This window comes from Leptolyngbya sp. FACHB-8 (assembly GCF_014695575.1).
Taxonomy (GTDB): Bacteria; Cyanobacteriota; Cyanobacteriia; order Elainellales; family Elainellaceae; genus Vacuolonema.
Map to the genome: position 1 here is coordinate 88038 of NZ_JACJOO010000015.1, position 24271 is coordinate 112308.

Consider the following 24271-nt stretch of genomic DNA (forward strand, 5'->3'; position numbering starts at 1 on the left):
GTGTGGCGCTCTCTGCGCTTTGCACTTGCGATCGCATCCTATCATTCCTGACGGCTGCATCAACCCACTTTATATATAGAAGTCCTTTATTGCTGCTATCGTAAGAAACGGGTACATGACGTATCCAATTCTCGTATCAACGGCTGTCTAGCAAAAAACAAATTTTTAGTAGACAAGCACTTACCGTTCAGCTACACTGTTATATTGTCGCCAAACGGACTTCCGAACTTCTCGGGACGACTCCGAGACTTCGGTAGAAGGGTGATAAGTCCGTAAGGATACTGAGTGGGCGATCTGCTCAAGTCCTGGTGAAAAGCAGGCAGAGTTCGACCATCCGCTGTTACAGAGTCCTCAGAGTTAGGATTCTGTCTCGGTTTGCCTGAGGTTTTGCAGAGTTGCTCTGCGTCCATTTGTCCACTGGTTCGTTGGATAGATTGGTTTCGAGTTTGTTGGCAGACATTGTGCTGCTAGCATTTCATGAGCTGAATCGTCGGTTCAGCTTTTTTCGGTGTGTTGACTAAGGGAGACGTGTCACCGTGTCAGTCGGAATACTAGGCACCAAGCTGGGTATGACCCAGATTTTTGATGAGTCCGGAAAAGCGGTTCCGGTCACGATTGTGCAGGCTGGCCCCTGCCGGGTGACTCAGGTCAAGACCGTGGAAACAGATGGCTATTCTGCGATTCAGGTGGGCTTTGGCGCTGTAGCTCAAAAAGCTCTGAGCAAGCCCGAACTGGGGCATTTGGCTAAGTCCGAGTCTGAGCCCGTGCGGCACCTGCAAGAGTATCGCCTCGATGCTACAGGTGATTACACGCTGGGTCAGGAGATTAATGTTGAGATGTTTTCTCCCAATCAGGTGGTGGATGTCGTTGGCACCAGCATCGGTCGGGGCTTTGCAGGTTATCAAAAGCGCCACAACTTCAAGCGAGGTCCGATGGCTCACGGTTCTAAGAACCACCGCCTCCCCGGTTCGACGGGCGCTGGGACAACCCCCGGACGTGTTTATCCCGGTAAGCGGATGGCAGGTCGTTTGGGCGGTACTCGTACCACAGTTCGCAAGTTGACCATTGTGCGGGTAGATAGTGAGCGCAATCTGTTGCTCGTAAAAGGAGCAGTGCCGGGTAAGCCGGGTGCTCTGGTCAGTATTGTCCCCGCCAAAGTGGTTGGACGGTCGAAGTAAGGGTTGTTGAGCATTAGTCCTGAGGTGGCCGCTCCGTTGCCGCCGGTTTGGAGGGGTTAGGAATAAAGATCATGGTTGAATGCAAAGTCAAAAACTGGCAGGGTGAAGAGTCTGGAACCGCCACCCTTGACCTGAAAGTTGCTAAAGAAGAAAACGCTGCTCACATCGTGCACCGCGCCATGGTTCGCCAATTGGCCAATGCACGTCAGGGAAATGCCAGCACCAAGACCCGTGCTGAAGTCAGTGGGGGTGGCCGCAAGCCTTGGAGACAAAAGGGTACGGGTCGTGCTCGTGCCGGTTCGATTCGTTCTCCCCTGTGGCGGGGTGGCGGTGTCATCTTTGGCCCTAAGCCTCGGGATTACTCCGTCAAGATGAACCGCAAGGAGCGTCGTCTGGCTCTCCGTACCGCGTTTCAGGGTCGCTCTGAAGACATGATTGTGGTGCAGGACTTCACCTCTGAGCTGTCTCGTCCTAAGACCAAAGAGTTGACGACAGCTCTGTCCCGCTGGGGTGTCGAAAAGGACGAGAAGGTGTTGCTGATTGTCTCAGAACGGAGCGATACCGTTTATCTCTCCGCTCGTAACGTCGAAAACCTGCGTCTGATCTCGGCCAACAACTTGAATGTCTATGATTTGCTGGCGGCTGACCGCGTTGTCGTGACGGCCTCCGCTCTCGAAATGGTTAAGGAGGTGTACGGTGACGAAGCTTGATACCCGCGATCTGATTGATTTGGTGCGCCGTCCTCTCATCAACGAAAAGGCCACCATGCTACTGGAGCAGAACAAGTACATCTTTGAAGTTGCTCCTAAAGCCACCAAGCCTGAAATCAAAGCTGCGATTGAAGCACTCTTTGATGTGAAGGTAACCGATGTCAATACCCAAAACCCTCCTCGTAAGCAACGGCGGGTAGGTCGCTTCCAGGGGCATAAGCCAACCTATAAGCGTGCCATCATTACTTTGGCTGAGGGCAATTCCATCGGTCTCTTCCCCGAGGTTTAAGGCTTCGAGATTTGCGTTGATTGAGTATTTGTACATTTGATGGCGATCGCCGTTTGGAACCGTAACCGAGAGTAAATCATGGGTATTCGTTCTTACCGACCATATACACCGGCAACTCGCGAACGCTCAGTATCTGACTTCGCGGAGATTACGAAGTCTGAGCCTGAGAAGTCCCTGGTTGTTTCTATTCACCGGGTCAAGGGTCGCAATAATCGTGGGGTAATTACTACCCGTCACCGGGGCGGTGGCCACAAGCGGCTCTATCGCATCATTGATTTCCGCCGCGACAAGCGCAACATCCCCGCCAAAGTTGTTGCAGTTGAGTACGACCCCAACCGTAACGCCCGGATTGCCCTGCTCTTTTATCAGGATGGTGAGAAGCGTTATATCCTTCACCCCGCCAACTTGGCTATCGGCACCATTGTCACCGCTGGTCCTGATGCTCCCTTTGAAGTCGGTAATGCACTGCCTTTGGGCAACATGCCTCTGGGTACCCAGGTTCATAATGTTGAATTGGTTCCCGGTCGGGGTGGTCAAATTGTGCGCGCGGCGGGTACTTCCGCTCAAATTGTGGCGAAAGAGGGTAACTATGTAACCTTGCGTCTGCCTTCTACGGAAGTTCGCATGATTCGTAAGGATTGCTACGCCACAATCGGTCAGGTGGGCAACGCTGATGCTCGTAACATCAGCCTGGGTAAAGCGGGCCGTACCCGTTGGAAGGGCCGTCGTCCAGAAGTACGTGGTAGCGTAATGAACCCTGTGGATCACCCCCATGGTGGTGGTGAGGGACGGGCACCCATCGGTCGCTCTGGCCCTGTAACTCCCTGGGGTAAGCCAGCGCTGGGTATGAAGACCCGCAAGAAGAAAAAAGCTTCCAATTCCCTCATTGTTCGTCGCCGTCGTCGCGCATCGAAGCGGGGACGGGGTGGACGGGAGGCCTAAGGCTTCGGCTTCTCATTGTTCGCTCACGTTTAAGACTACGACCCTCAAGAATTCAAAATTTCAAGGTTTAGACCTATGGCTCGCTCTCTCAAGAAAGGCCCATTTGTTGCCGATCACCTGCTGAAAAAAGTCGAAGTGCTGAATGCCAAGAACGAAAAGCAGGTAATCAAGACCTGGTCTCGGGCCTCTACCATCCTGCCTCAAATGATTGGCCACACCATCGCTGTTCATAACGGTCGTCAGCATGTGCCAGTGTATGTGACAGAACAAATGGTGGGTCACAAGTTGGGCGAATTCGCCCCGACCCGTACTTTCCGGGGACACGCCAAGAGCGATAAAAAAGCACGCCGATAAGGGGATCTAGGAGAAAACGATGGCTGTCACAACCACTGGTAAAGATGTTAAGGCGATCGCCCGTTACATCCGCATGTCCCCGTTCAAAGTGCGGCGCGTGCTGGATCAAATTCGCGGTCGCTCCTACCGGGAAGCACTGATCATTCTGGAGTTCATGCCCTACCGTGCGTGCGAACCCATTCTGAAAGTGCTCCGTTCTGCGGTCGCCAATGCTGAGCACAACGAGGGTTATACCCCAGCAGATCTGGTGATCACTCAGGCTTATGCCGATATGGGTCCGGTGCTGAAGCGCTTCCGCCCTCGTGCTCAAGGTCGGGCTTACCAAATCCGCAAGCCGACTTGCCACATTACGATCGCTGTTGCACCTGCTGCTGACGACGAATAATGAGCCTCATTCATCACTCGCTATCTCTGACAATCAACTAGGGGACGCACCGTGGGACAGAAGATACATCCAGTTGGCTTTCGCCTTGGCATCACGCAAGAGCACCGCTCTCGCTGGTTTGCCGATTCCAATACCTATTCAAAACTGCTTCAGGAAGACCATGAAATCCGCAAGTTCTTCCAGAGCAACCCTCTAAAACTCAAGAGCCTGGAAAACCCCAGCATCTCTCAGATTCGGATTGAGCGCAAAGCCGATCAAGTGGATCTGGAAGTTCATACAGCCCGTCCCGGTGTGGTCGTAGGCCGTGGTGGTGAAGGGATTGAAAAGCTCCGTGAAGGGCTTCAAAAATCCCTGGGTAACAGCGAGCGTAAGATTCGTGTCAACGTGGTCGAAGTGCAGAAAGTTGACGCGGACGCTGCTCTGATTGCCGAGTATGTGCAGCAGCAGCTGGAGCGTCGGGTTTCCTTCCGTCGTGTGGTTCGTCAGGCAATTCAACGGGCACAGCGTGCTGGTGTTCAGGGAATCAAGATTCAGGTCAGCGGTCGTTTGAACGGTGCTGAAATTGCTCGGACGGAGTACACCCGCGAAGGTAAAGTACCTCTCCACACCCTGCGCGCGGATATTGATTATCACTATCGCACCGCTCAAACTATCTACGGAATTCTGGGGATTAAAGTTTGGGTCTTCAAGGGTGAAATTATCCCCGGTCAGGAAGACACGACTCAGTCTGCTCCCAGTACTCAACCCCGCCGCCGTCAGCAACAGCGCCGTCGTCAGCAGTTTGAAGACCGTTCCAACGAAGGTTAAGGCCCTGAATCCATTGGATATCGATCCCAAGTCAAGGTAGTGAGAGATGTTAAGTCCAAGAAGAACAAAATTTCGCAAACAACATCGGGGCCGGATGCGGGGACAGGCAACCCGTGGTAGTGACCTGAACTTCGGTGATTTTGCACTACAAGCATTAGAACCCTCCTGGATTACCTCCCGACAAATTGAAGCTAGTCGTCGTGCGATGACCCGTTACATTCGTCGGGGTGGAAAAATCTGGATTCGTATTTTCCCTGACAAGCCTGTTACTATGCGCCCTGCGGAAACCCGGATGGGTTCTGGTAAAGGTAACCCTGAGTTTTGGGTTGCTGTTGTAAAACCTGGTCGAATCTTGTTTGAGATCGGCGGGGTACCGGAAGCGACTGCACGGGAAGCGATGCGCTTAGCATCTTACAAGCTGCCGATTAAGACCAAGTTCATTACGCGTGAAGCGGAGGAGTCCTAAACAATGCCTCTTCCTAAGATTGCAGATATTCGAGATTTGAGCGATCAGGAACTGAGCGATCAGGTTCTGGAAGCTAAAAAGACACTGTTCGACTTGCGCTTCCAAAAGGCGACCCGTCGCCTTGAGAAACCCCACCTGTTCAAGCAAACGCGCCATCGTCTGGCCCAGTTGATGACGGTTGAGCGGGAGCGCCAGTTGGCAGCACAGGCCACTGAGTCAGGCAAGGAGTAAGGTGCAATGGCAGTAAAAGAGAGGGTTGGTGTCGTTGTCAGCGACAAAATGGACAAGACGGTTGTCGTAGCGGTCGAAAACCGAGCTCCTCACCCAAAATATCGCAAGATTATGGTGCGAACCAAGCGATATAAGGTGCATGACGAGGAAAATCAATGCAAATCGGGCGATCGCGTCCGTATTCGTGAAACCCGTCCCCTGAGCCGCACGAAGCGCTGGACGGTGGTTGATATTTTGACCCAAACCGCAGAATCCTAACGCAACACGAGGTGAACCGTGATTCAACAAGAAACTTACCTCAATGTGGCTGATAACAGCGGTGCCCGTAAGCTGATGTGCATTCGGGTTCTGGGTGGTAACCGCCGTTACGCCGGGGTCGGTGATGTCATCATCGCCGTTGTAAAAGATGCCCTGCCCAACATGGGTGTGAAGAAGTCTGATGTGGTTCGTGCTGTTGTCGTGCGCACCCGCAAAGGGCTCCGTCGAGATAGCGGTATGAGCATTCGCTTCGATGACAACGCCGCCGTTATCATCAATGCCGACGGTAACCCCAAAGGCACACGCGTATTCGGGCCAGTTGCTCGGGAACTGCGTGACAAGAACTTTACCAAGATCGTTTCACTGGCTCCGGAGGTGCTCTGATGTCCTTAGCGACTCCCAAGCGGAAATTCAAAATGCATGTCAAGAAGGGAGACACCGTTCAGGTCATCTCCGGTAAAGAGAAAGGCAAAATCGGCGAAGTTACCAAGGTTTATCCCGAAACGAGCAAAGTAGTCGTCCAGGGCGTAAATGTGAAAACCCGCCACGTCAAGCCTCAGCAAGAAGGCGAGTCAGGTCAGATTCAAACCTTTGAAGGGCCCATCCACAGCTCCAAAGTGATGCTGTACTCGACCAAGCAGAAGGTTGCCAGCCGGGTTTGTTACACCTTCAACTCTGAAGGTCGCAAAGTACGGATGCTGAAAAAGACTGGCGAAGTGCTCGATAAATAGACTTCAGTGGTTCTGACCAAGCCCAGAACCCTAACAGGAGACAGAGATGGCAAAGCTGAAAGAAACATATCAAGAGACGGTAGTGCCGAAACTGATGGAACAGTTTCAGTACACCAATATTCACCAGGTCCCCAAGGTTATCAAAATCACCGTAAACCGGGGTCTTGGAGAAGCGGCTCAGAACGCGAAGGCGCTGGAAGCTTCTCTTAATGAGATAGCTGTGATTACGGGTCAACGCCCTGTGGTGACTCGGGCAAAGAAGGCGATCGCCGGTTTCAAAATTCGCCAGGGAATGCCTGTTGGTATCATGGTCACCCTGCGTTCCGATCGCATGTATGCATTCTTGGATCGTCTGGTGAATCTGGTTCTGCCGCGTATTCGAGATTTCCGTGGTATTAGCCCCAAGAGCTTTGATGGTCGTGGTAACTACACCCTGGGGCTGCGGGAACAACTCATCTTCCCGGAAATCGAGTACGACAGCATTGACCAGATTCGAGGCATGGATATTTCCATCATCACCACCGCAACCACCGATGAGGAAGGTCGCGCGCTGCTCAAGGAACTGGGGATGCCCTTCCGCGATAACTGAGGCATTTCGACAAAGAGGAAACTATGGCGGTAAATGACACAATTGCAGATATGCTGACGCGCATTCGGAACGCGAATTTGGCGCGCCATCAGACAACTGAGATTCCCTCCACAAAGATGACGCGGAGTATTGCCCGTGTACTTCTGGAGGAAGGTTTCATTAGCGATATCAGTGAAACGGGCGAAGATCCCAAGAAGACCCTGGTTCTCTCGCTGAAGTACAAGGGCAAAGGTCGCCAGCCGATCATCAATCAGTTGCAGCGTGTCAGCAAGCCGGGTCTGCGGGTTTATTCGAACTCTCGAGAACTCCCCCGCGTCCTGGGCGGCATTGGCATCGCCATCCTCTCCACCTCGAAGGGCATCATGACAGATCGCGATGCTCGGCAGCAGAAGATTGGTGGCGAAGTCCTTTGTTACGTCTGGTAGTGCAGAGCCTCTGACTTCGGGTTCTGTTGGCTATAAATCATTACTTTGAACCGTTTAACGGTCTTTTCAGTAGGAGCAATGAGCAATGTCTCGGATTGGTAAACGTCCCATTAGCCTGCCACAGAAAGTCACTGTCGCTATTTCCGGGCAGGACATTACGGTAAAGGGACCAAAGGGTGAGCTCTCCCGCACATTACCGCCTGAGGTTGAAATCGTCCAGGAAGATGAAACTCTCCTGGTGAAGCGCCGGGATGATTCCCGCCCTGCCCGTGAGCGTCACGGTCTTTGCCGGACCCTCGTTGCCAACATGGTTGAAGGCGTTTCTCAGGGCTTTACGCGCCGCCTTGAAATTCAGGGAGTTGGTTACCGGGCTCAGGCTCAAGGTACTAACCTGACTCTGAACGTCGGGTATAGCAACCCCGTGCAAATTGCAGCGCCCAAAGGGATTCAATTTGCGGTGGAGAACAACACCAACATCATCGTCAGCGGCATCGATAAGGAAGAAGTGGGTAACATTTCTGCCAAGATCCGGGCGACCCGTCCTCCTGAGCCTTACAAAGGTAAGGGTATTCGGTATTCTGGCGAGTTTGTACGACGCAAGGCTGGTAAAGCAGGGAAGAAATAACGATGAAACTTTCGCGCAAGGAATCGGTACGTCGTCGCCACAAGCGAATTCGCCGCCAGGTTTTTGGAACTTCCGAACGTCCCAGACTCAGTGTTTTTCGTTCCAATCAGCATATTTATGTGCAGCTGATTGACGATACCCAGCATCGCACGCTGGTCTCTGCCTCTACATTGGAGCCAGAAGTTCGCGAAAAGCTGAGCACTGGGTCTAACTGTGAAGCTTCTACGGAAGTCGGTAAGTTAATTGCCCAGCGCTCGATCGCTCAAGGAATTCAACAGGTCGTATTCGATCGCGGTGGTAACCTCTACCATGGTCGTGTTCAGGCTCTGGCTGATGCCGCTCGGGAGGCGGGTCTGGAATTCTAAGGTGAACGCCCTCCATGTGGGGTCACCGCTTTCGATAATTTCAAAGGAGATCATCTCAAGGACTGGACCATGGCGAGAAAAGGCGGTCGGGTTAAAGAAAAAGAAACCGATTGGAAAGAGCGGGTTGTACAAATCCGCCGGGTAACCAAGGTCGTCAAGGGAGGTAAAAAACTGAGCTTCCGGGCGATCGTTATTGTGGGTAACGAGCGAGGGCAGGTTGGCGTTGGTGTTGGCAAAGCTAGCGACGTAATCGGCGCTGTGAAAAAAGGCGTTGCTGATGGCAAGAAGCACCTGATCGAGGTGCCTCTGACCAAAGCGAACTCGATCCCCCATCCCACCCAGGGTGACAGTGGCGGTGCACGGGTGTTCATGCGTCCCGCGGCTCCTGGTACTGGGGTAATTGCTGGGGGTGCAGTACGAACCGTGCTGGAACTGGCCGGAGTTAAGAATATTCTGGCGAAGCGTTTGGGCTCGGGTAACCCCTTGAACAATGCGCGTGCGGCAACGGAAGCGCTGTCTGTTCTGCGGACCTTTTCCGATGTTGCGGAAGAGCGTGGCGTTCCCCTTGAGCGTATTTATTCTTAATTCCTTGTAAGTTCTGCTTCTGGAATTGAGTTTATTCCCACGAGTTCTCTATTACCTCTAAAGCATTATGAGACTTGAAGATGTAGCCCCTAAAAAAGGCTCTAAAAAGCGCAAACGCCGTATCGGCCGGGGTATCGCGGCTGGCCAAGGGGCGAGCGGTGGTTTCGGGATGCGGGGTCAGAAGTCCCGTTCGGGCCGTCCTACCCGGCCTGGTTTTGAAGGGGGCCAAATGCCCCTGTACCGTCGATTACCCAAGTTAAAGCACTTCCCACTGGTCAATCGGATTCAGTACACCATTGTTAATGTAGAAGATCTGAAAGATCTTTCCGCTAACTCTGAGGTAACTCTGGCTTCTTTGTTGGAAGCAGGCATTCTGACCCAAGATGATGGTCCTTTGAAAGTGCTGGGTAATGGCGAATTGCCGGTGGCTTTGAATGTAAAGGCTGCTGCATTCACCTCTGGTGCCCGTACCAAAATCGAGGCTGCTGGCGGCACCTGTGAACTGCTAGATTAAACTGAAGAGGGGTGACTTAACCTTCACTTCTTGTTTCTTTTGCCCCAGGGAGGCGATCGCTGGGGCAATCATGATGGTCTGACAGCGAGGTTTTCTGAATGGTTCGAGATAAGACTCCAACGGCCCAGGAAACATTTATCCAAATGGCCCAGGCTGCTGGTTTGCGGCAGCGCTTGCTGGTCACCTTAGGAATGTTGATTCTGGTGCGCCTGGGCATTTTCATTCCAGTGCCGGGGATTGACCGGGCCGCATTTCAGGCCGGGATTGCCTCCGCGGGACTGTCAAATCTAATTGGTTTTCTGGACTACTTTACAGGTCGGGGTTTATCAACCCTGGGCATTTTTGCGTTAGGCATCGTGCCGTATATTAACGCGTCCATTATTATCCAGTTGCTTACAGCTGCGCTGCCCAGCTTGGAAAACCTTCAAAAAAATGAAGGCGAAGTTGGCCGCCGTAAGCTGGCTCAGATCACGCGGTACGTCACCCTTGGTTTGGCTTTGCTGCAGAGCACAGGTATCTCAATTCTGGTTAACAACTATGCATTGAGTCCTGGCCCTTGGTTCATTGCTCAAACAGCTTTAGCTCTAACGGCTGGTTCTCTTTTTGTAATGTGGGCTGGTGAACTGATTACAGAGCGTGGTGTAGGAAACGGCGCATCGTTGTTAATTTTCCTTAGCATCGTATCTGTTCTTCCTCGGGACTTAAACCTGACGATCCAACAAGCTCAGAGTGGCGATCGCAGCTTTGTTGCTGGCGTCATCATGTTAACTCTGGTTTTCCTGGTGATGATTGTTGGTATCGTCTTCGTTCAAGAAGGTCAGCGCCGGATTCCTATTATTTCGGCTCGTCGCCAGGTTGGGCGTCGGCTCTATCTGGAAAAGAGTAGTTACTTACCCCTCCGCCTGAACCAAGGCGGGGTAATGCCAATCATTTTTGCCTCGACTGTATTTCTGCTTCCAGTTTTCCTGAGCAATTTGCTGCCGGGTAACGGTGTTTTGATTGCGGTGTCTACCTATCTGCGTCCGGGTACCTGGTCTTATATTCTGGTTTATTTCTTACTCATTTTGTTCTTCAGCTATTTCTACGCTTCTATCATCGTGAACCCCGTTGATATGTCGCAGAACCTGAAGAAAATGGGAGCTAGTATTCCGGGTATTCGTCCAGGTAAAGCCACCAGCGACTACATTGAACGGGTTTTGAATCGTCTAACATTCCTGGGTGCTATTTTCTTGGGCCTGGTTGCGATTGTTCCAACTGCTGTTGAAGGGGCGACGCAGGTGCGTACTTTCCAGGGATTAGGTGCAACGTCACTGCTGATTCTGGTAGGTGTGGCAATTGACACGGCAAAGCAAATTCAGACCTACGTTATTTCTCAACGTTACGAAGGGATGGTCAAGCAATAGTGGTACGTCTAATCTTCTTGGGGCCGCCTGGTGCAGGCAAAGGCACACAGGCTAAAGTTCTGGCTGATCGGTGTTCAGTTCCCCACATCTCAACCGGTGATATTTTGCGGGGAGCTGTTTCCGCCGAGACGGAATTAGGCCTGAAGGCAAAAGGCTTCATGGACAGAGGGGAACTTGTTCCCGATGACCTGATTCTTGACCTCGTAGGAAGCCGTCTCGATAACGATGACGCAAAGTCTGGCTGGATCTTGGATGGTTTCCCCCGCAACGTATCTCAGGCTAAGTTCCTGGATGTCCTGTTGGAACAAATTAATCATCAGTATGACTGTGTGGTTAATCTGGATGTGCCTGACGACATCATCGTTACGCGCCTTCTAGAACGTGGGCGTTCTGATGATAATGAAGAGGTGATTCGTCATCGTTTGTCGGTATACCGCGAACAAACTTCCCCCCTCATTGATTTTTATCGGGAACGCCAGCTTCTGGTTTCTGTGGATGGCAATCAACCGATTGATGATGTTTCAGCAGCCTTAGAACAAATTGTGGCAGCGTGATTGATGATTCGGATTTGCAAATCCCAGCCAGGAAGCTTGATTTTTATGTCACAACCTGATCTATGAGAGATTTGCTACGCTTAAGAATGGAGCATTTGTAAAAACTTATAGCTTCATTCTTAGGTGTCCGGATTTTCTAGTTTCGCTTAACTATTTTGTTGTTGAACATCCTTAGGAGGATATTGGTTTGTCTAAGCAGGACTTGATTGAGATGGAAGGAACGGTCACCGATTCCCTTCCTAACGCTATGTTCCGAGTTGATTTGGATAATGGCTTCAATGTGCTAGCCCACATCTCTGGGAAGATTCGTCGGAACTACATCAAAATCTTGCCAGGCGATCGCGTCAAAGTGGAGCTAACACCCTACGACCTTACAAAGGGACGCATTACCTATCGCCTGCGTAAGAAGTAATTCAGTATCGGGGCGATGATGAGCCGATGTTTAGGAAAGCTTTAGATATTCCTTGACAAAGGCGCTTCTGAGTTGATACTATGTTGAGTTTGTAATAGCTAGGTATTTTAGGATGAAAGTCCGGGCATCCGTCAAGAAAATCTGCGATAAATGCAGTGTCATCCGCCGTCATGGCAAAGTAATGGTGATTTGTTCTAATCCCAAGCATAAGCAGCGTCAGGGTTAATTGCCAAGTTTCTGGAGAGATTGCTCGTCAGAACGTTGGTTGGGTAACGAAATCAGGTTGAAGAGTGGGTTATTTAGGAGCATAGAGCGTGGCACGAATTGCCGGAGTGGACCTACCGCGCGATAAGCGGATTGAGATTGGTCTGACCTATATCTATGGAATTGGCTTGACGCGGTCCAAGCAAATCTTGGCCTCTACGGGTGTCAATCCCGATATCCGTGTCAAAGATCTGAATGATTCGGATGTGGCATCCCTGCGTGAAGCTGTTGAGACGAATTTCGAAGTTGAAGGGGATCTGCGTCGTCTTGAAGCGCTCAATATTAAGCGCTTGATGGACATTGGCACCTACCGTGGTCGGCGCCACCGGATGGGACTCCCTGTTCGTGGGCAACGTACCCGCACTAATGCACGGACACGTCGAGGCGCTCGTCGCACCGTTGCTGGTAAGAAGAAGGCTCCTGGTAAGAAGTAGGGAGTACGCCATTCGAGGTTGTGACGGCTCGTCTGGCCTCGATTTTTGGCGTTTACTTCTAGCCAGGTCAGTCGTTCTTAAATTAGAACCCGCCTTCCCTGGATCCGTAGCACTACATCGTTGATCTCAAAAGTAAGTTGGACTATTAAACATGGCGCGGCAGACTGGAAAAAAGACTGGACCGAAGAAGCAAAAGAAAAATGTTCCCAGCGGGGTTGCTCATATCCAGTCAACTTTCAATAACACCATCGTCACTATTACTGATGTAAATGGTGAAGCGATTTCCTGGGCCTCAGCGGGTTCAAGCGGCTTTAAAGGTGCCAAAAAAGGAACCCCTTATGCGGCTCAAACGGCGGCAGATAATGCTGCGCGTCGGGCAATGGATCAAGGCATGCGACAACTGGAAGTTATGGTAAGCGGTCCTGGCTCTGGCCGGGAAACTGCCATCCGGGCACTTCAAGCTTCGGGTCTGGAAATTACTCTGATTCGTGACGTTACACCCATTCCCCACAACGGTTGCCGCCCTCCCAAGCGTCGTCGCGTTTAGTCTGGGCAATTTCTGGCCCTGCTAGCCAGATTGGAAATTGTTGATAGGCAGAAACAATCATTTGGCAAGGCATGGGTTTTGTTCCTGACGAATTGCCAGTTCTAGAGAATTGCCTCAGAGAGCTGGAATGATCTGAAGCCAAGGAGAAGGGAGGCTGGTATGGCACAGTTCAAGGTTGAGTGCATTGAAACAGATTCAGAAAATGAACATGGCGTCTATAGTCGCTTTGTTCTGGAACCCTTAGAACGGGGCCAAGGGATCACCGTTGGTAACGCCTTGCGTCGGGTTTTGCTGTCGAACCTGGAAGGAGCCGCTGTAACTGCTGTACGGCTCGCGGGGGTAACCCACGAATTTATGACCGTGCCGGGTGTGAAGGAGGATGTCTTGGACATTCTCTTGAACATGAAAGAAGTGGTTCTCAAGAGCTATACCTCTCATCCTCAGATTGGTCGGTTGCGGGTAGAAGGTCCGGCAGTCGTTACAGCCGCTGACTTCGATTTACCTTCGGAAGTGGCCGTAATTGATGAAGACCACTATATTGCTACGGTATCGGCAGGCTCTGTCCTGGAGATGGAATTCCGGGTTGAGAAAGGGGTAGGTTATCGGGCGATTGAGCGGGGTCGTGATGATACCTCTGCTCTCGATTTTCTTCAGATTGATGCAATTTTCATGCCGGTTCGTAAGGTGAACTACACCATTGAGGATGCTCGGGTAGGTGGTTCACTAGAGCGTGATCGCTTGATTATGGAGATCTGGACAAATGGTAGCTTGACTCCTCAAGATGCCTTGAGCCAAGCTGCTGCAATCCTAGTGGATCTCTTTAATCCCTTGAAGGACATCACCATTGAGGATCTGAAGAGTATCTTCCCTGAAGAGGAAGATCCCCATAGCCAGATTCCGATTGAAGAACTCAATCTGTCTGTTCGTGCTTATAACTGCTTGAAGCGCGCTCAGATCAATACGGTGGCTGACCTCTTGGACTTCAGCGAAGAAGATCTGCTTGAGATAAAGAATTTCGGGCAGAAGTCTGCAGAAGAGGTAATTGAAGCGTTGCAAACCCGTTTGGGAATTACCTTGCCTCGTGAGAAGTCTGCTAAGCCAACCCCGTAGGTTTGTTTCAGTCTTGAGTCTATCGAGCAAGTCTCTCACGCTTGCAATGTCTTGAGTGTCGTTTTATTCCTGACCGTAGAGAGTAGAGTTATGCGTCATCGGTGTCGTGTCCCCCAATTAGGCAAGCCAGCGGATCAGCGGCGCGCTCTCCTCAGAGCGTTAACCACAGAGTTGATTCGCTATGGCCGCATCACCACCACTAAAGTACGGGCCAAAGCGGTTCGTTCTGAAGCGGATCGGATGATTACTCTGGCTAAGGATGGGTCTCTGGCTGCCCGTCGTCAAGCGATGGGTTTTATTTACGACAAGCAACTGGTTCATGCGCTGTTTGAGCAGGCTCAAGAGCGTTATGGCAATCGTAATGGTGGCTATACCCGTGTGGTACGCACGGTAAGCCGTCGTGGTGATAATGCCGAAATGGCCATTATCGAATTGACCTGATCGGATTCCTCCTGTTAACCATGACCGTTATCGTGCCCAGCTCATCTGATCCCTCTGACGCGGCTCCCGTATCGATAACATCGACGCGGGTAGTTCTGGTGATTCAATATCTGGGCACGGACTACCATGGTTGGCAGCGTCAGGCGAATCATCGCAGTGTTCAGGAAGTGATAGAAAGTGTGATCCGGGATGTGGTGGGTTATCCCGTGGTTGTGCATGCAGCTGGCCGAACGGATGCTGGTGTTCACGCAGCGGCTCAGGTAGCACACTTCGATGTGGTAACTCGTATTCCTCCCCATCGCTGGGCGGATATCCTTAACCATCGTCTTCCTGACGGCATTGTGATTCGTGGTTCGGCGGCAGTGCCCTCCAGTTGGCATGCCCGGTTCTCGGCATTGTGGCGGCGCTACCGCTACACCCTGTATACAGACCCTCGCCCGAATCTGTTTGTCCGTCCCTTCTCCTGGCATTATTACTATGCTCCCCTGGATACAGTACGGATGCAGGCTGCCTTATCCCCCTTAGTTGGGCGGCATCATTTGGCGGCATTCCATCGGGCTGGTTCTCGTCGTGCTCATTCATGGGTCGATGTACATGAGGCTGAATGCATTCAGCGTGGGCCTTTTGTTCAGATCGAGATTCAGGCCAGTGGCTTTCTGTATGGAATGGTACGGTTATTGGTCGGGATGCTGGTGGAAGTAGGTCGAGGCGTGCGATCGCCTGACGACTTTACGCGCCTTTGGCAGGAGCAACGGCGTAATGAGGTACAATACGCTGCTCCTCCCCAGGGGTTGTGCCTGTTGCGGATTGGGTATGAAGACGATTTTCCCTTTTCCCGCAGTCTCTGGTTTGATAGCCAGCCTCAGTTCCTTTTGCCTTCAATGTTCGATTCCGGTTCAGTGGATTCTCAGGCCATTCCCGTCTTGGGATAGTGCTCTTTTCCTATCCTTACAATTTTGTTTCCATTAACGCTGTCATGACTAAGACCTACCTCCCAACGCAAGAAACAGCTGACCGCAAATGGTATGTGGTTGATGCTGAAGGCCAACGCCTGGGCCGTTTGGCTTCCGAAGTTGCTTCCATCCTGCGGGGCAAGAATAAGCCAATTTTTACTCCTCACCTGGATGCTGGAGATTTCGTCATTGTGATCAATGCCGAAAAGATTGAAGTGACGGGGCGCAAACGTACTCAGAAGCTCTACCGTCGCCACTCCGGTCGTCCCGGTGGGATGAAGGTAGAAACCTTTGACAAGCTACAGGCTCGGATTCCTGAGCGGATCATTGAGACTGCTGTGAAAGGTATGCTGCCCAAGAATTCTTTGGGTCGCCAACAGTTTACCAAGCTGAAGGTATACGCAGGTACTGAGCATCCCCATCAGGCTCAACAACCTGAAGTTCTGACTATTCAAACCATTCCTGGAGGTAAGTAATGCAAGCTACTGAGAAATCGGGTCGTGCAGTTTATTGGGGAACGGGTCGCCGCAAGACTGCCGTTGCTCGAGTTCGTCTAGTGCCAGGTTCTGGCAAATTGACGATCAACGGTAAGCCTGGAGAAGAGTATCTTCAGTTCAACCCCTCCTACCTTGTAGCTGCTAAGGCTCCTTTAGAAGCTCTGGGCCTGGAAAATGAGTATGACATTCTGGTTAATGCTCACGGTGGTGGTTTGACTGGGCAAGCAGATTCCATCCGTATGGGTGTGGCTCGTGCGTTGTGCGAACTGGATCCTGAGAACCGTAAGCCCCTTAAAGTTGAAGGTTATCTGCGTCGGGATGCTCGCGCTAAAGAGCGTAAGAAGTACGGTTTGCATAAAGCTCGTAAGGCACCTCAGTACTCCAAGCGTTAATTCTTGGTTGCTACCTTGATTTAGGCAATGGGCTTTTTATCCCAATTGTCTAGAATAGTAATAATGACATTTTGCAGTTGAGACAAACCTATGGCGAAGCCTGGTATTCATCCGGAGTGGTATCCCGAAGCTAAGGTCTATTGCAACGGAGAAGTTGTAGCGATTGTAGGCTCTACAAAGCCTGAGCTACACGTTGACGTGTGGTCTGGTAACCACCCTTTCTACACTGGAACTCAGAAGATTATTGATACCGAAGGTCGTGTGGAACGCTTCTTGCGGAAGTACGGTATGACCGATACGCGGCAGGGTGCAGCCGACTCTGGGAAAGCAGACAACTAGCGGATAGAGTGATTCATCTGGTTATCCCATTGGGGTAGCCAGATGTGTTGTCTCTGTCCGTTTTTGTTTTTTACCTGGTAAAGTTCCATGGCGGAAGCCTACCTGCTTAATAAGTTGAAGTCCGTTGAACAGACCTTTGATGAACTGACGCGACGCTTGGCTGATCCTGACATTGCGAAGGATCCGGGTGAGTTTCAGAGAGTGGCGAAGGCTCGCTCCTCCCTAGAAGAGACGGTCGCAACCTATGGAGATTGGAAAAAAGCGCAGTCTGATTTAGCCGAAGCCCGCCAAGTCCTTAAGGAGGCAGGTGGTGATGATGAGCTGCGGGAGATGGCTGCTCTGGAGATTGAGGAGCTGGACACCCGTATTGAGGAACTGGAGCAACGGCTGAAGATTCTGTTGCTGCCTCGTGACCCCAACGATGATAAGAACATCATGTTGGAAATCCGGGCGGGTGCTGGTGGTGATGAAGCCGGCATCTGGGCGGGTGATTTGTTGCGGATGTACTCGCGCTATGCAGAGACGCAGGGGTGGCGAGTCAAGATGGTGAGTGAGTCTCCGGCAGATATGGGAGGCTTTAAGGAAGCCATTTTAGAAATTCAGGGCGGTCAGGTCTACAGCAAACTGAAGTACGAAGCTGGGGTCCACCGAGTCCAGCGGGTGCCTGCTACGGAGGCGGGTGGCCGAGTCCATACTTCGACTGCAACAGTGGCGGTGATGCCCGAAGTGGATGATGTGGAAATTGAGATTGACCCGAAAGATATTGAGCTAAAGACAGCTCGATCTGGCGGTGCTGGTGGTCAGAACGTAAACAAGGTGGAGACGGCCGTAGATTTGCTGCACAAGCCTACTGGGATTCGTGTGTTCTGCACAGAGGAGCGATCGCAGCTCCAGAACCGTGAGCGGGCTATGCAAATCTTGCGGGCGAAGCTTTATGAGATTAAGTTGCGGGAGCAGCAGGAAGAAGTATCTTCTAGGCGGCGATCGCAAGTGGGTTCCGGCGAACGTTCTGAGAAAATCCGCACTTACAACTACAAGGACAATCGGGTGACGGACCATCGTCTGGGGCAGAACTTCTCCCTAGCGCCTGCTTTGGAAGGGGATATTGAAACCATGATTCAGTCCTGTATTACTCAGGATCAGCAGGAGCGATTGGAGGAACTGGCCGCTTCGACTACAGTTTCGATTTAATATTGACTCCCTTGAATTTGCATAAAAATAAGCGTGCTAGGAATTGTCCAGCACGCTTATTTTTATGCAAAATTTTTAGAGTGCCCTTAAAGATATAGGCATATAGCAATGTGCAAGTGCGTTAAGTGCAGCAACGGTGATGTGGGGCACGAAGTGCCCCACATCACCGTACTTAACCAACGTGCACAGCGCTATAGGTAACCGGATTAGTAGGGTAAGAGGGATATGGTAGTACTGTATCTGGTTACTTGAGCATAAAAATCGCAGCAATTAAAATTGCTGCGATCGCCCCTAACATCGTGTTGATAATATTGACCATCTCATTCGTTAACCATCGATATCTGGATTGAAGAGTAGCTCCAATAAGGCTTTCCAGGTTAGTGGCGATAAATGCTGCGATGACAGAAGTGAGAATATGGATAGGGGGAATGATGCCTAAGGCCCAGGCCACTGTGGCGATCGCTGCTCCACCTACCAAGCCTGCCAGCGTTCCTTCCAAACTGACTGCCCCTTCCGTTCCAGGTGGCACCGGACTCAGGTTTGTGATGAGGAATGTACGCTTACCATAAGCTTTACCCACTTCACTGGCGGACGTGTCTGCTAACTTGGTGCTGAGACTTGCTACATATCCCAAAACTAAGAGCTGCGCAATGGGAGGCTCCATGCCGGGACTGCTAAAGAGATAAGCTCCTAAAGCACAGAGGGCTCCCGTCAGGGCCGAGCCCCACACGTTCTCCGGCCCACGAACACCTGAGCGCTTTTCAGCGATCCCTGCTGCTTCCTTACGAGCCATGCCCAGCCGTGTTACCAATGTTCCTACCAGGAAGTAGAACAGCATAACGCTGTATCCCCTCCAGCCCAAAGTACCCCAAATGATCACCCCCAGGAACCAAGCATGGATTAGTCCAGCCGGTGTAAGAAGTTTTTTGGGAGAAAACCAGGCGATCGCCAGCAGCACCGTATTGAGGGCAATTGCCACCAACCAGGGCATTAACGTTTCCATGCCGAAAAATCTCTATGAAGTACAAAAGCGCACAGGCTGAGTAACACGCCCTATGGTAGAAAGCAGATTAATCATTTTGCCTTCACCTGACCTTTACGTTAACACCTCTCGCTTTTTTCTTCGTCTCTTCATGTGCTCTGACTATGCAACCTACGATTTTTCATCTGGCTTTTCCGATTAACAACATTGCTAAAGCTAAACAATTCTATGTATTAGGCCTGGGATGCCAAGTGGGACGTGAAAACTCCCACTCCATCATCCTCAACCTCCGGGGGCATCAGATTGTTGGCCACATGACCAAAGATCCTCTAACCCCGCAACGAGGAATTTATCCCCGCCACTTTGGCCTAATTTTTACTGTTGAAGAAGACTGGGAAGCACTATTAGAGCGATCTCAGCAACAGAACCTAACCTTTTACGAAACCTCTAAGGAACGATTCGTCGGCTCGCCCCTGGAGCACCGAACCTTTTTCCTGGAAGACCCATTTCACAACTTGCTGGAATTCAAGTTCTACCGCTACCCAGCCGCTATTTTTGGAGAGGCCGAGTTTGCTCAAGTGGGCGATCGCACGCACGCATAAGCTCTACTGGAACGACTCATTGCATGGGTGAAGCGAACGCCGAATCCAATGGCTTCAATGCAAAACTGTTTGAGGAAATAAGCTATTGAGCTGAGTGGATGGCAGTCAGATCAGATCCAGCGGTCGCTGCTGTATGTCTGGAACTGAAACCGGCGTCACTGAGGGCAATAGCCACCTGATTCATCACCCGCAGGTCCGTGACCATCCAGGCATGCGCGGCTACATTGACTACAACTTCATTCCCAACAGGCAGCTGAGAACTTTGGGGTGGCAGGATCATGGCATCTAATGGTGTCCAGATCGAAGTGACGTTGATGCAACCTAATGTCTCAGCTACATCTTGGTTCAGATCGTTGAGGAACGCAGAGTCAGGCCGCATCTGGCTGGCTCCACGATTCCAACGCAGGTAAGCGGTCCAGGTTCCCTGATTGGGGGAGGCGATCGTCACAAAACGCTCTACTCGCTGATGTCCTCCTAACCGTTGCAAATAGTAACGGCTGATAATGCCTCCCATGCTAAACCCCACTAAATCGAACGGCTGATCAGGAGTAAAGGTACAGTTCACATAGTTTGCAACCTGTTGCGCCAGTACCTCAAGACCATAGGTTCCATCGTTGGGTATTAGGTCAAGACTGTGTGTTTGCCAGCCTCGTGCTTCAAGGTAAGGAGCCATGGTCGAAAACAAAGTAGCGGTATCATCAATGCCATGGATCAGGAGGACGGGATTTCGAGTCTGCATAGAGAGTATTTGTGGGAAGTTTTTCCTAAAATATTGGATGAGTTTGCCAGTTACTCTTAAGCGTGGGCCGCTTTATCAAATGTCCAGTGCTATAAATCCCATATCTTGAGGTAAGTGAACAGTGGAATAAGCGAACAGAACATTGCTCCTGAAAGGCTTGATTTTATAAGTCAAAAGCATTCGAAATAAAAAATTTCTAGCAAACTTTAGTGAATCCGAACTCCTCAAGAATTTATTTGGCTTCTCATTTCTGTTAAGAAGGAATAGAACACAATTTTCTCGAATGAAGCTTTAAAAAAAGTTGCTTAATAATAAACAAGTTTGAGCAATCTTCCATTAAATCTTTACTTATCTATAAGACTCTTAAATCCTCAGGAATTTCCCTGATTCTTCCATACACATTTTTATCAGATACTAGGTTAGTGTTCTACGAGAACAGGCAAATTCACGGTCGTTCCTGCTAGCACGGATTACTAAGCTAGGTCTATCTATTGCTCTCACCCCCGTAAGAGAATGAGGATATGCAATGCTGTACCTTACCCCTCTTCCTGACGGTACACTTGCTCGCTACCCTTAACAGGTGTAATGCCATTCAGAACTTGGGTAACCTTACCTTGGCACGACCGCTCAGGATTTACTGCCACTATGCCTTCCCCTGTAGACTCTCAATCAAGTCCCACTGTAATGGCAACCCTACCTGAACAGGATGCTCGCGTGTCTTATTCCAATTCCATTGTGGGTGCTGCCATTTTTGATTTGAGTGGTTTACCCAAGGAGTACTTCACTACGAGCGAAAGTAGTGATGTGAGTTGGGTACAGACAATCTTTCAAGCTTTGGGCTTACAATCGCTCCTCATTTCCTCCCTTCGTTTAGAAGGGTTTCGGCACGCTGTTATCCATGGTCAAGACTATCTAGCAGTTGTAGTGCGGCAACGGGTTCGATACATGGCCCTTCTGGTGCGGAAGGAGGAACTGCAAGTAATCTCTGAGGGTTTCCTGGCCTGGTCTCTAGATTTTGAACCCTCTATTCTCCGCACACACCCTCGGTTTAGTGCTGTATAAGTAACTCAAACTGATATTTGAGCTGCAATGTGTCCTTCTGGAAATGGGAACATCTCGTAGCCTAATGATTTGAGTTCTTATAGAAGCTCGCACATCAAGTTCAGTTCAGTGCATTTTCGTTGAAGGTGAAGGAGAGTGGCGTGGTAGAGCACTGCCTTTCTCCTTTTTTTGTATGAGCCTTGCTTATAGCCTTTATATAGGCTATTCAACGATCGCTACATTTCTCTTAGGGAGAATGCACCTGTTCTAAGTCTTTTGGATTCAAAGTTTGTGTCGAGACGTGACCTACACCATTAGAAGAGGGTGGGGATGTTTCCCTACCCTCTTCTAATGGAAGCTGCTGGCGATCGCTATATCTTCTTAATTCTGCTCTTGTAACAGAACCATATAACGATTTGGTCCTCGGTTCGCTTGGCTTCTGAGCTCAGAGGGCAAATCTTCCATAGGAACCATCATAAAGTCCAGGTTTCTATAAAATTCGACAGTTCTGCGAGGAGATTGCACATAGATAGGGGTTCGCTCTTCTCGGGAAAGCCTACGAACTAAGGAGGAGCCAATTTTCTGTCTACGAAAATCAGGAGCAACGTATAACGTTTCTAGAAGAGAATAGCCTCGCTTCTGACGAATATCTGCTCGGGCAATAATTTTACCTTGGCGCTTTGCAACCCAAGTTTGCATATCGCTGGGCTGACTTGGAAAGAAACCCCATAAGCGACCCAGATTGTACGTGGTTCCGGCAATACCAATGAGCCAAAATGGAACCATGGCGACGGTCAGTAATAGCAGATCCTTTAAGCCACTGAAGGCGATCGCAACCATATTTCCAACGATTGGAATTAACAGAAAGACCGAGCTCAGCAGAAGCCCCTGGCCAATCAAACTCCTGATATCACGTCGGGTTGCGCGGTCAATCCAGTAGGTGAGTGCCATAATCAGGTGTTCTCTCACAGCCTACTTATCATGCCCAATTCTGTGCACTATTTCACACTAAAGAGAGATGACAATACTATCTTGGTGCTAAATAAACTTGCTCTATTCTTTCCAAAGCATTATACAAACCTTATTTGCATAGCTACTGCAGTATGGGGAGTGCCTTAAGATCTCTCATTTTTTAGGCTTTGTATCGATAGAAGCTATGAGTTTTATGTTTTGAGTCTAAGAAACTATTTGAAAGAGTATTGAAGAGCTTGGCATATTGTTCTGGAATGTACAGAGCATAAGCTTTTTAGTGGTTTTTAAGAGTTAAAGTGAAACGGTAACTTCTCCATTTGGAGAAAGATAAATTAAGGTCAATGCTGCTCAATTAGATACGAGTTTTGCTACCACTTCTTCCATCAATCCAAATCTCCGAGCTGCTGCAATGTAAGAGCAGTAGATGAAGGGACTCAAGCTTGATTTTGTAATAGCCTTTATGGTGGAGCAGCCGGCATAAACCTCATGCCTTATGGTTGAAATAGTGGCTCTTTTGTAAAAACGCCGAGTTATGAAAGATATCCTGTTACAGCGACGGCAGAAACTGGCGGAACGGGTTGCGTTCCCCGTAGTGCTGTGGTCAGGGCTAAGTGTATCCCGTAACTATCCGGCCAATACCTATCCCTTCCGGGCCAGTAGCCATTTCTTATACTTTGTAGGAATGCCTTTGGCTAATGCTGCTGTTCGGATGGAACAGGGACGTCTGGAGTTGTTCATGGACAATCCGACTCCAGCAGATATTTTGTGGCATGGGCCGATGCCAACGCGATCGCAAATTGCTGAGACTATCGGAGCCGATGCGGCCTATCCTTTAGAGCAGCTCCCTTCCAATGTCGCAGGTGCAGCAAGTGTAGCTGTGCAGGATGCTGCTACCCGCCATACACAAACCCATCTCTTACAGCGGGAGTTAACTCCTGCTCATCAATCTCAAGGGGTTGATCGGGAACTGGCCTTAGCCCTGGTTCAACTACGGCTCTGCCATGACGAATTAGCTGTAACAGAAATGCGTCGGGCGGCTGCGATCACAGTGGAAGCTCACAAAGCAGGTATGGTCAGCACCGCTTGTGCCAAGCGTGAAGCCCAGGTGCGAGCTGCTATTGAGGCGGTGATGACTGCTCATGAAGCAGTTCCAGCCTACACGAGTATTGTTTCTGTGCATGGGGAGGTACTCCACAACGATCGCTCTCCCCACCCTTTACAGGCTGGTGACCTGATGCTTGTTGATGCAGGGGCCGAGACCAACACCGGATGGGCTTCTGATGTAACTCGTACCTGGCCCGTCTCGGGCCACTTTTCCCCTACACAGCGCGACATATACGACCTGGTGCTTGCTGCCCATGATCGCTGCATTGCCCAAATCCGCCCGGGTGTGGAGTATCAAGACCTACATCTACTGGGTGCTCTAACCATAGCCGAAGGCCTAGTCGATCTTGGCATCTTACGCGGCAATCCCTCCAGCCTGGTGGAGCAGGATGCCCATGCTCTCTTCTTCCCTCATGGTTTAGGGCACTTGTTGGGTCTGGATGTCCATGACATGGAGGACTTCGGAGATCTGGCAGGATATGCTCCTGGGCGCAAACGGAGCGATCGCTTTGGCCTTGGTTACTTACGCCTCAACCGCCCCCTCCAGCAGGGTATGGCCGTTACGATTGAACCAGGCTTTTACCAAGTTAGTGCTATTTTGGAGGACCCTGAGCGGCGCGATCGCTACCATGAGGTCGTGAACTGGGAGCGCCTGTCTACCTTCTCGGACGTTCGTGGCATCCGTATTGAAGACGATGTTCTCGTCACAGAAACAGGGCACGATGTACTGACCGATGCTTTGCCTACCGATGCCCACGCCATCGAAGCGCTGGTGCAAAGTGGAGCCTGAAATAACCTCAGTTCAGGATAAGCTGAAGTGCTCATTTTGGCGTGCGCTTT

General features: G+C 50.6%; 37 protein-coding genes. 34 read left to right on the forward strand and 3 right to left on the reverse strand.

Features of this window, described 5'->3' with window-relative positions; all coding sequences use genetic code 11:
- The first annotated feature begins 536 nt into the window (after positions 1-536).
- From rplC to prfA, 31 genes are all read left to right on the forward strand, one after another.
- Positions 537-1178, forward strand: coding sequence for a 50S ribosomal protein L3 (rplC, locus tag H6F91_RS03180; RefSeq protein ID WP_190770985.1), 642 nt, complete (start codon positions 537-539; stop codon positions 1176-1178).
- A 71-nt stretch (positions 1179-1249) separates the two neighbouring features.
- Complete coding sequence (rplD, locus tag H6F91_RS03185) at positions 1250-1888, forward strand: 50S ribosomal protein L4 (RefSeq protein WP_190770986.1); 639 nt, start codon at positions 1250-1252, stop codon at positions 1886-1888.
- Positions 1875-2177, forward strand: a complete 303-nt coding sequence (locus tag H6F91_RS03190; RefSeq protein ID WP_190770987.1) for a 50S ribosomal protein L23 — start codon at positions 1875-1877, stop codon at positions 2175-2177. Before rplD ends, H6F91_RS03190 begins: the two co-directional genes overlap by 14 nt.
- Positions 2178-2255: 78 nt before the next feature.
- Complete coding sequence (gene rplB, locus H6F91_RS03195) at positions 2256-3119, forward strand: 50S ribosomal protein L2 (RefSeq protein WP_190770988.1); 864 nt, start codon at positions 2256-2258, stop codon at positions 3117-3119.
- A gap of 75 nt (positions 3120-3194) precedes the next feature.
- Positions 3195-3473: a 30S ribosomal protein S19 gene (gene rpsS / locus H6F91_RS03200; protein WP_190770989.1), complete on the forward strand. Its 279-nt coding sequence runs from the start codon at positions 3195-3197 to the stop codon at positions 3471-3473.
- Positions 3474-3492: 19 nt separating this feature from the next.
- The gene (gene rplV / locus H6F91_RS03205; RefSeq protein WP_190770990.1) at positions 3493-3858 is read left to right on the forward strand and encodes a 50S ribosomal protein L22; all 366 of its coding nucleotides are present in this window, start codon (positions 3493-3495) and stop codon (positions 3856-3858) included.
- Positions 3859-3909: 51 nt separating this feature from the next.
- Positions 3910-4665: a 30S ribosomal protein S3 gene (gene rpsC / locus H6F91_RS03210; protein WP_190770991.1), complete on the forward strand. Its 756-nt coding sequence runs from the start codon at positions 3910-3912 to the stop codon at positions 4663-4665.
- Positions 4666-4711: 46 nt separating this feature from the next.
- Positions 4712-5131 carry a 50S ribosomal protein L16 gene (gene rplP / locus H6F91_RS03215; RefSeq protein ID WP_190770992.1) on the forward strand — a complete coding sequence of 140 codons (420 nt, stop codon included), beginning with the start codon at positions 4712-4714 and terminating at the stop codon, positions 5129-5131.
- 3 nt (positions 5132-5134) lie between these two features.
- Entirely contained in the window at positions 5135-5362 is a 228-nt protein-coding gene (rpmC, locus tag H6F91_RS03220; protein ID WP_190770993.1) for a 50S ribosomal protein L29, read from the forward strand.
- Positions 5363-5368: 6 nt separating this feature from the next.
- The gene (gene rpsQ / locus H6F91_RS03225) at positions 5369-5620 is read left to right on the forward strand and encodes a 30S ribosomal protein S17 (protein WP_190770994.1); all 252 of its coding nucleotides are present in this window, start codon (positions 5369-5371) and stop codon (positions 5618-5620) included.
- An 18-nt stretch (positions 5621-5638) separates the two neighbouring features.
- Positions 5639-6004, forward strand: a complete 366-nt coding sequence (gene rplN / locus H6F91_RS03230; RefSeq protein ID WP_190770995.1) for a 50S ribosomal protein L14 — start codon at positions 5639-5641, stop codon at positions 6002-6004.
- Positions 6004-6351, forward strand: coding sequence for a 50S ribosomal protein L24 (gene rplX / locus H6F91_RS03235; RefSeq protein ID WP_190770996.1), 348 nt, complete (start codon positions 6004-6006; stop codon positions 6349-6351). Before rplN ends, rplX begins: the two co-directional genes overlap by 1 nt.
- Positions 6352-6397: 46 nt before the next feature.
- On the forward strand, positions 6398-6940 hold the full coding sequence (gene rplE, locus H6F91_RS03240) for a 50S ribosomal protein L5 (RefSeq protein WP_190770997.1): 543 nt from the start codon (positions 6398-6400) through the stop codon (positions 6938-6940).
- 23 nt (positions 6941-6963) lie between these two features.
- Positions 6964-7365: a 30S ribosomal protein S8 gene (gene rpsH / locus H6F91_RS03245; protein WP_190770998.1), complete on the forward strand. Its 402-nt coding sequence runs from the start codon at positions 6964-6966 to the stop codon at positions 7363-7365.
- 85 nt (positions 7366-7450) lie between these two features.
- Complete coding sequence (gene rplF, locus H6F91_RS03250) at positions 7451-7990, forward strand: 50S ribosomal protein L6 (protein WP_190770999.1); 540 nt, start codon at positions 7451-7453, stop codon at positions 7988-7990.
- Positions 7991-7992: 2 nt separating this feature from the next.
- Positions 7993-8355 (forward strand): 50S ribosomal protein L18, encoded by a 363-nt coding sequence (rplR, locus tag H6F91_RS03255; protein WP_190771000.1) that lies wholly within the window; start codon positions 7993-7995, stop codon positions 8353-8355.
- A 69-nt stretch (positions 8356-8424) separates the two neighbouring features.
- Positions 8425-8940, forward strand: coding sequence for a 30S ribosomal protein S5 (rpsE, locus tag H6F91_RS03260; RefSeq protein ID WP_190771001.1), 516 nt, complete (start codon positions 8425-8427; stop codon positions 8938-8940).
- Positions 8941-9007: 67 nt separating this feature from the next.
- Positions 9008-9454 (forward strand): 50S ribosomal protein L15, encoded by a 447-nt coding sequence (rplO, locus tag H6F91_RS03265; RefSeq protein ID WP_190771002.1) that lies wholly within the window; start codon positions 9008-9010, stop codon positions 9452-9454.
- Between the two features lie 98 nt (positions 9455-9552).
- Positions 9553-10857 carry a preprotein translocase subunit SecY gene (secY, locus tag H6F91_RS03270; RefSeq protein ID WP_190771003.1) on the forward strand — a complete coding sequence of 435 codons (1305 nt, stop codon included), beginning with the start codon at positions 9553-9555 and terminating at the stop codon, positions 10855-10857.
- Positions 10857-11411: an adenylate kinase gene (locus tag H6F91_RS03275; protein ID WP_190771004.1), complete on the forward strand. Its 555-nt coding sequence runs from the start codon at positions 10857-10859 to the stop codon at positions 11409-11411. Before secY ends, H6F91_RS03275 begins: the two co-directional genes overlap by 1 nt.
- A 187-nt stretch (positions 11412-11598) precedes the next feature.
- Positions 11599-11823: a translation initiation factor IF-1 gene (gene infA, locus H6F91_RS03280; protein WP_036002386.1), complete on the forward strand. Its 225-nt coding sequence runs from the start codon at positions 11599-11601 to the stop codon at positions 11821-11823.
- A gap of 112 nt (positions 11824-11935) precedes the next feature.
- Entirely contained in the window at positions 11936-12049 is a 114-nt protein-coding gene (rpmJ, locus tag H6F91_RS03285) for a 50S ribosomal protein L36 (protein ID WP_190771005.1), read from the forward strand.
- Positions 12050-12137: 88 nt separating this feature from the next.
- A complete protein-coding gene (rpsM, locus tag H6F91_RS03290) occupies positions 12138-12521 on the forward strand; it encodes a 30S ribosomal protein S13 (protein WP_190771006.1) in 384 nt (127 codons plus the stop codon).
- Positions 12522-12672: 151 nt separating this feature from the next.
- Positions 12673-13068, forward strand: coding sequence for a 30S ribosomal protein S11 (gene rpsK / locus H6F91_RS03295; RefSeq protein WP_190771007.1), 396 nt, complete (start codon positions 12673-12675; stop codon positions 13066-13068).
- Between the two features lie 159 nt (positions 13069-13227).
- Complete coding sequence (locus tag H6F91_RS03300) at positions 13228-14178, forward strand: DNA-directed RNA polymerase subunit alpha (RefSeq protein WP_190771008.1); 951 nt, start codon at positions 13228-13230, stop codon at positions 14176-14178.
- A gap of 90 nt (positions 14179-14268) precedes the next feature.
- Positions 14269-14619 (forward strand): 50S ribosomal protein L17, encoded by a 351-nt coding sequence (gene rplQ, locus H6F91_RS03305; protein WP_190771009.1) that lies wholly within the window; start codon positions 14269-14271, stop codon positions 14617-14619.
- Between the two features lie 20 nt (positions 14620-14639).
- A complete protein-coding gene (truA, locus tag H6F91_RS03310; RefSeq protein WP_190771010.1) occupies positions 14640-15551 on the forward strand; it encodes a tRNA pseudouridine(38-40) synthase TruA in 912 nt (303 codons plus the stop codon).
- A gap of 44 nt (positions 15552-15595) precedes the next feature.
- The gene (gene rplM, locus H6F91_RS03315) at positions 15596-16048 is read left to right on the forward strand and encodes a 50S ribosomal protein L13 (protein WP_190771011.1); all 453 of its coding nucleotides are present in this window, start codon (positions 15596-15598) and stop codon (positions 16046-16048) included.
- Entirely contained in the window at positions 16048-16461 is a 414-nt protein-coding gene (gene rpsI, locus H6F91_RS03320) for a 30S ribosomal protein S9 (protein ID WP_190771012.1), read from the forward strand. Before rplM ends, rpsI begins: the two co-directional genes overlap by 1 nt.
- A 90-nt stretch (positions 16462-16551) precedes the next feature.
- Positions 16552-16800, forward strand: a complete 249-nt coding sequence (gene rpmE / locus H6F91_RS03325) for a 50S ribosomal protein L31 (protein ID WP_190771013.1) — start codon at positions 16552-16554, stop codon at positions 16798-16800.
- Between the two features lie 87 nt (positions 16801-16887).
- Positions 16888-17991: a peptide chain release factor 1 gene (gene prfA / locus H6F91_RS03330; RefSeq protein WP_190771014.1), complete on the forward strand. Its 1104-nt coding sequence runs from the start codon at positions 16888-16890 to the stop codon at positions 17989-17991.
- A gap of 244 nt (positions 17992-18235) precedes the next feature.
- Here the strand turns inward: prfA and H6F91_RS03335 are convergent, their stop codons facing one another.
- Positions 18236-18994 (reverse strand): TIGR00297 family protein, encoded by a 759-nt coding sequence (locus H6F91_RS03335; RefSeq protein ID WP_190771015.1) that lies wholly within the window; start codon positions 18992-18994, stop codon positions 18236-18238.
- Positions 18995-19137: 143 nt separating this feature from the next.
- Here H6F91_RS03335 and H6F91_RS03340 point away from each other — a divergent pair, with 143 nt between their 5' ends.
- Positions 19138-19575, forward strand: a complete 438-nt coding sequence (locus H6F91_RS03340; protein ID WP_190771016.1) for a VOC family protein — start codon at positions 19138-19140, stop codon at positions 19573-19575.
- A gap of 82 nt (positions 19576-19657) precedes the next feature.
- On the opposite strand, the gene H6F91_RS03345 is transcribed toward H6F91_RS03340, so the two are convergent.
- Positions 19658-20314, reverse strand: coding sequence for an alpha/beta fold hydrolase (locus H6F91_RS03345; RefSeq protein WP_190789222.1), 657 nt, complete (start codon positions 20312-20314; stop codon positions 19658-19660).
- Between the two features lie 645 nt (positions 20315-20959).
- Between H6F91_RS03345 and H6F91_RS03350 the strand changes: the two genes are divergently transcribed.
- The gene (locus H6F91_RS03350) at positions 20960-21376 is read left to right on the forward strand and encodes a hypothetical protein (RefSeq protein WP_242035609.1); all 417 of its coding nucleotides are present in this window, start codon (positions 20960-20962) and stop codon (positions 21374-21376) included.
- Positions 21377-21736: 360 nt separating this feature from the next.
- On the opposite strand, the gene H6F91_RS03355 is transcribed toward H6F91_RS03350, so the two are convergent.
- Positions 21737-22306 carry a GNAT family N-acetyltransferase gene (locus H6F91_RS03355; protein ID WP_190771018.1) on the reverse strand — a complete coding sequence of 190 codons (570 nt, stop codon included), beginning with the start codon at positions 22304-22306 and terminating at the stop codon, positions 21737-21739.
- 553 nt (positions 22307-22859) lie between these two features.
- On the opposite strand from H6F91_RS03355, the gene H6F91_RS03360 reads away from it, so the two are divergent.
- Positions 22860-24221: an aminopeptidase P family protein gene (locus H6F91_RS03360; protein WP_190771019.1), complete on the forward strand. Its 1362-nt coding sequence runs from the start codon at positions 22860-22862 to the stop codon at positions 24219-24221.
- Positions 24222-24271: the final 50 nt, after the last annotated feature.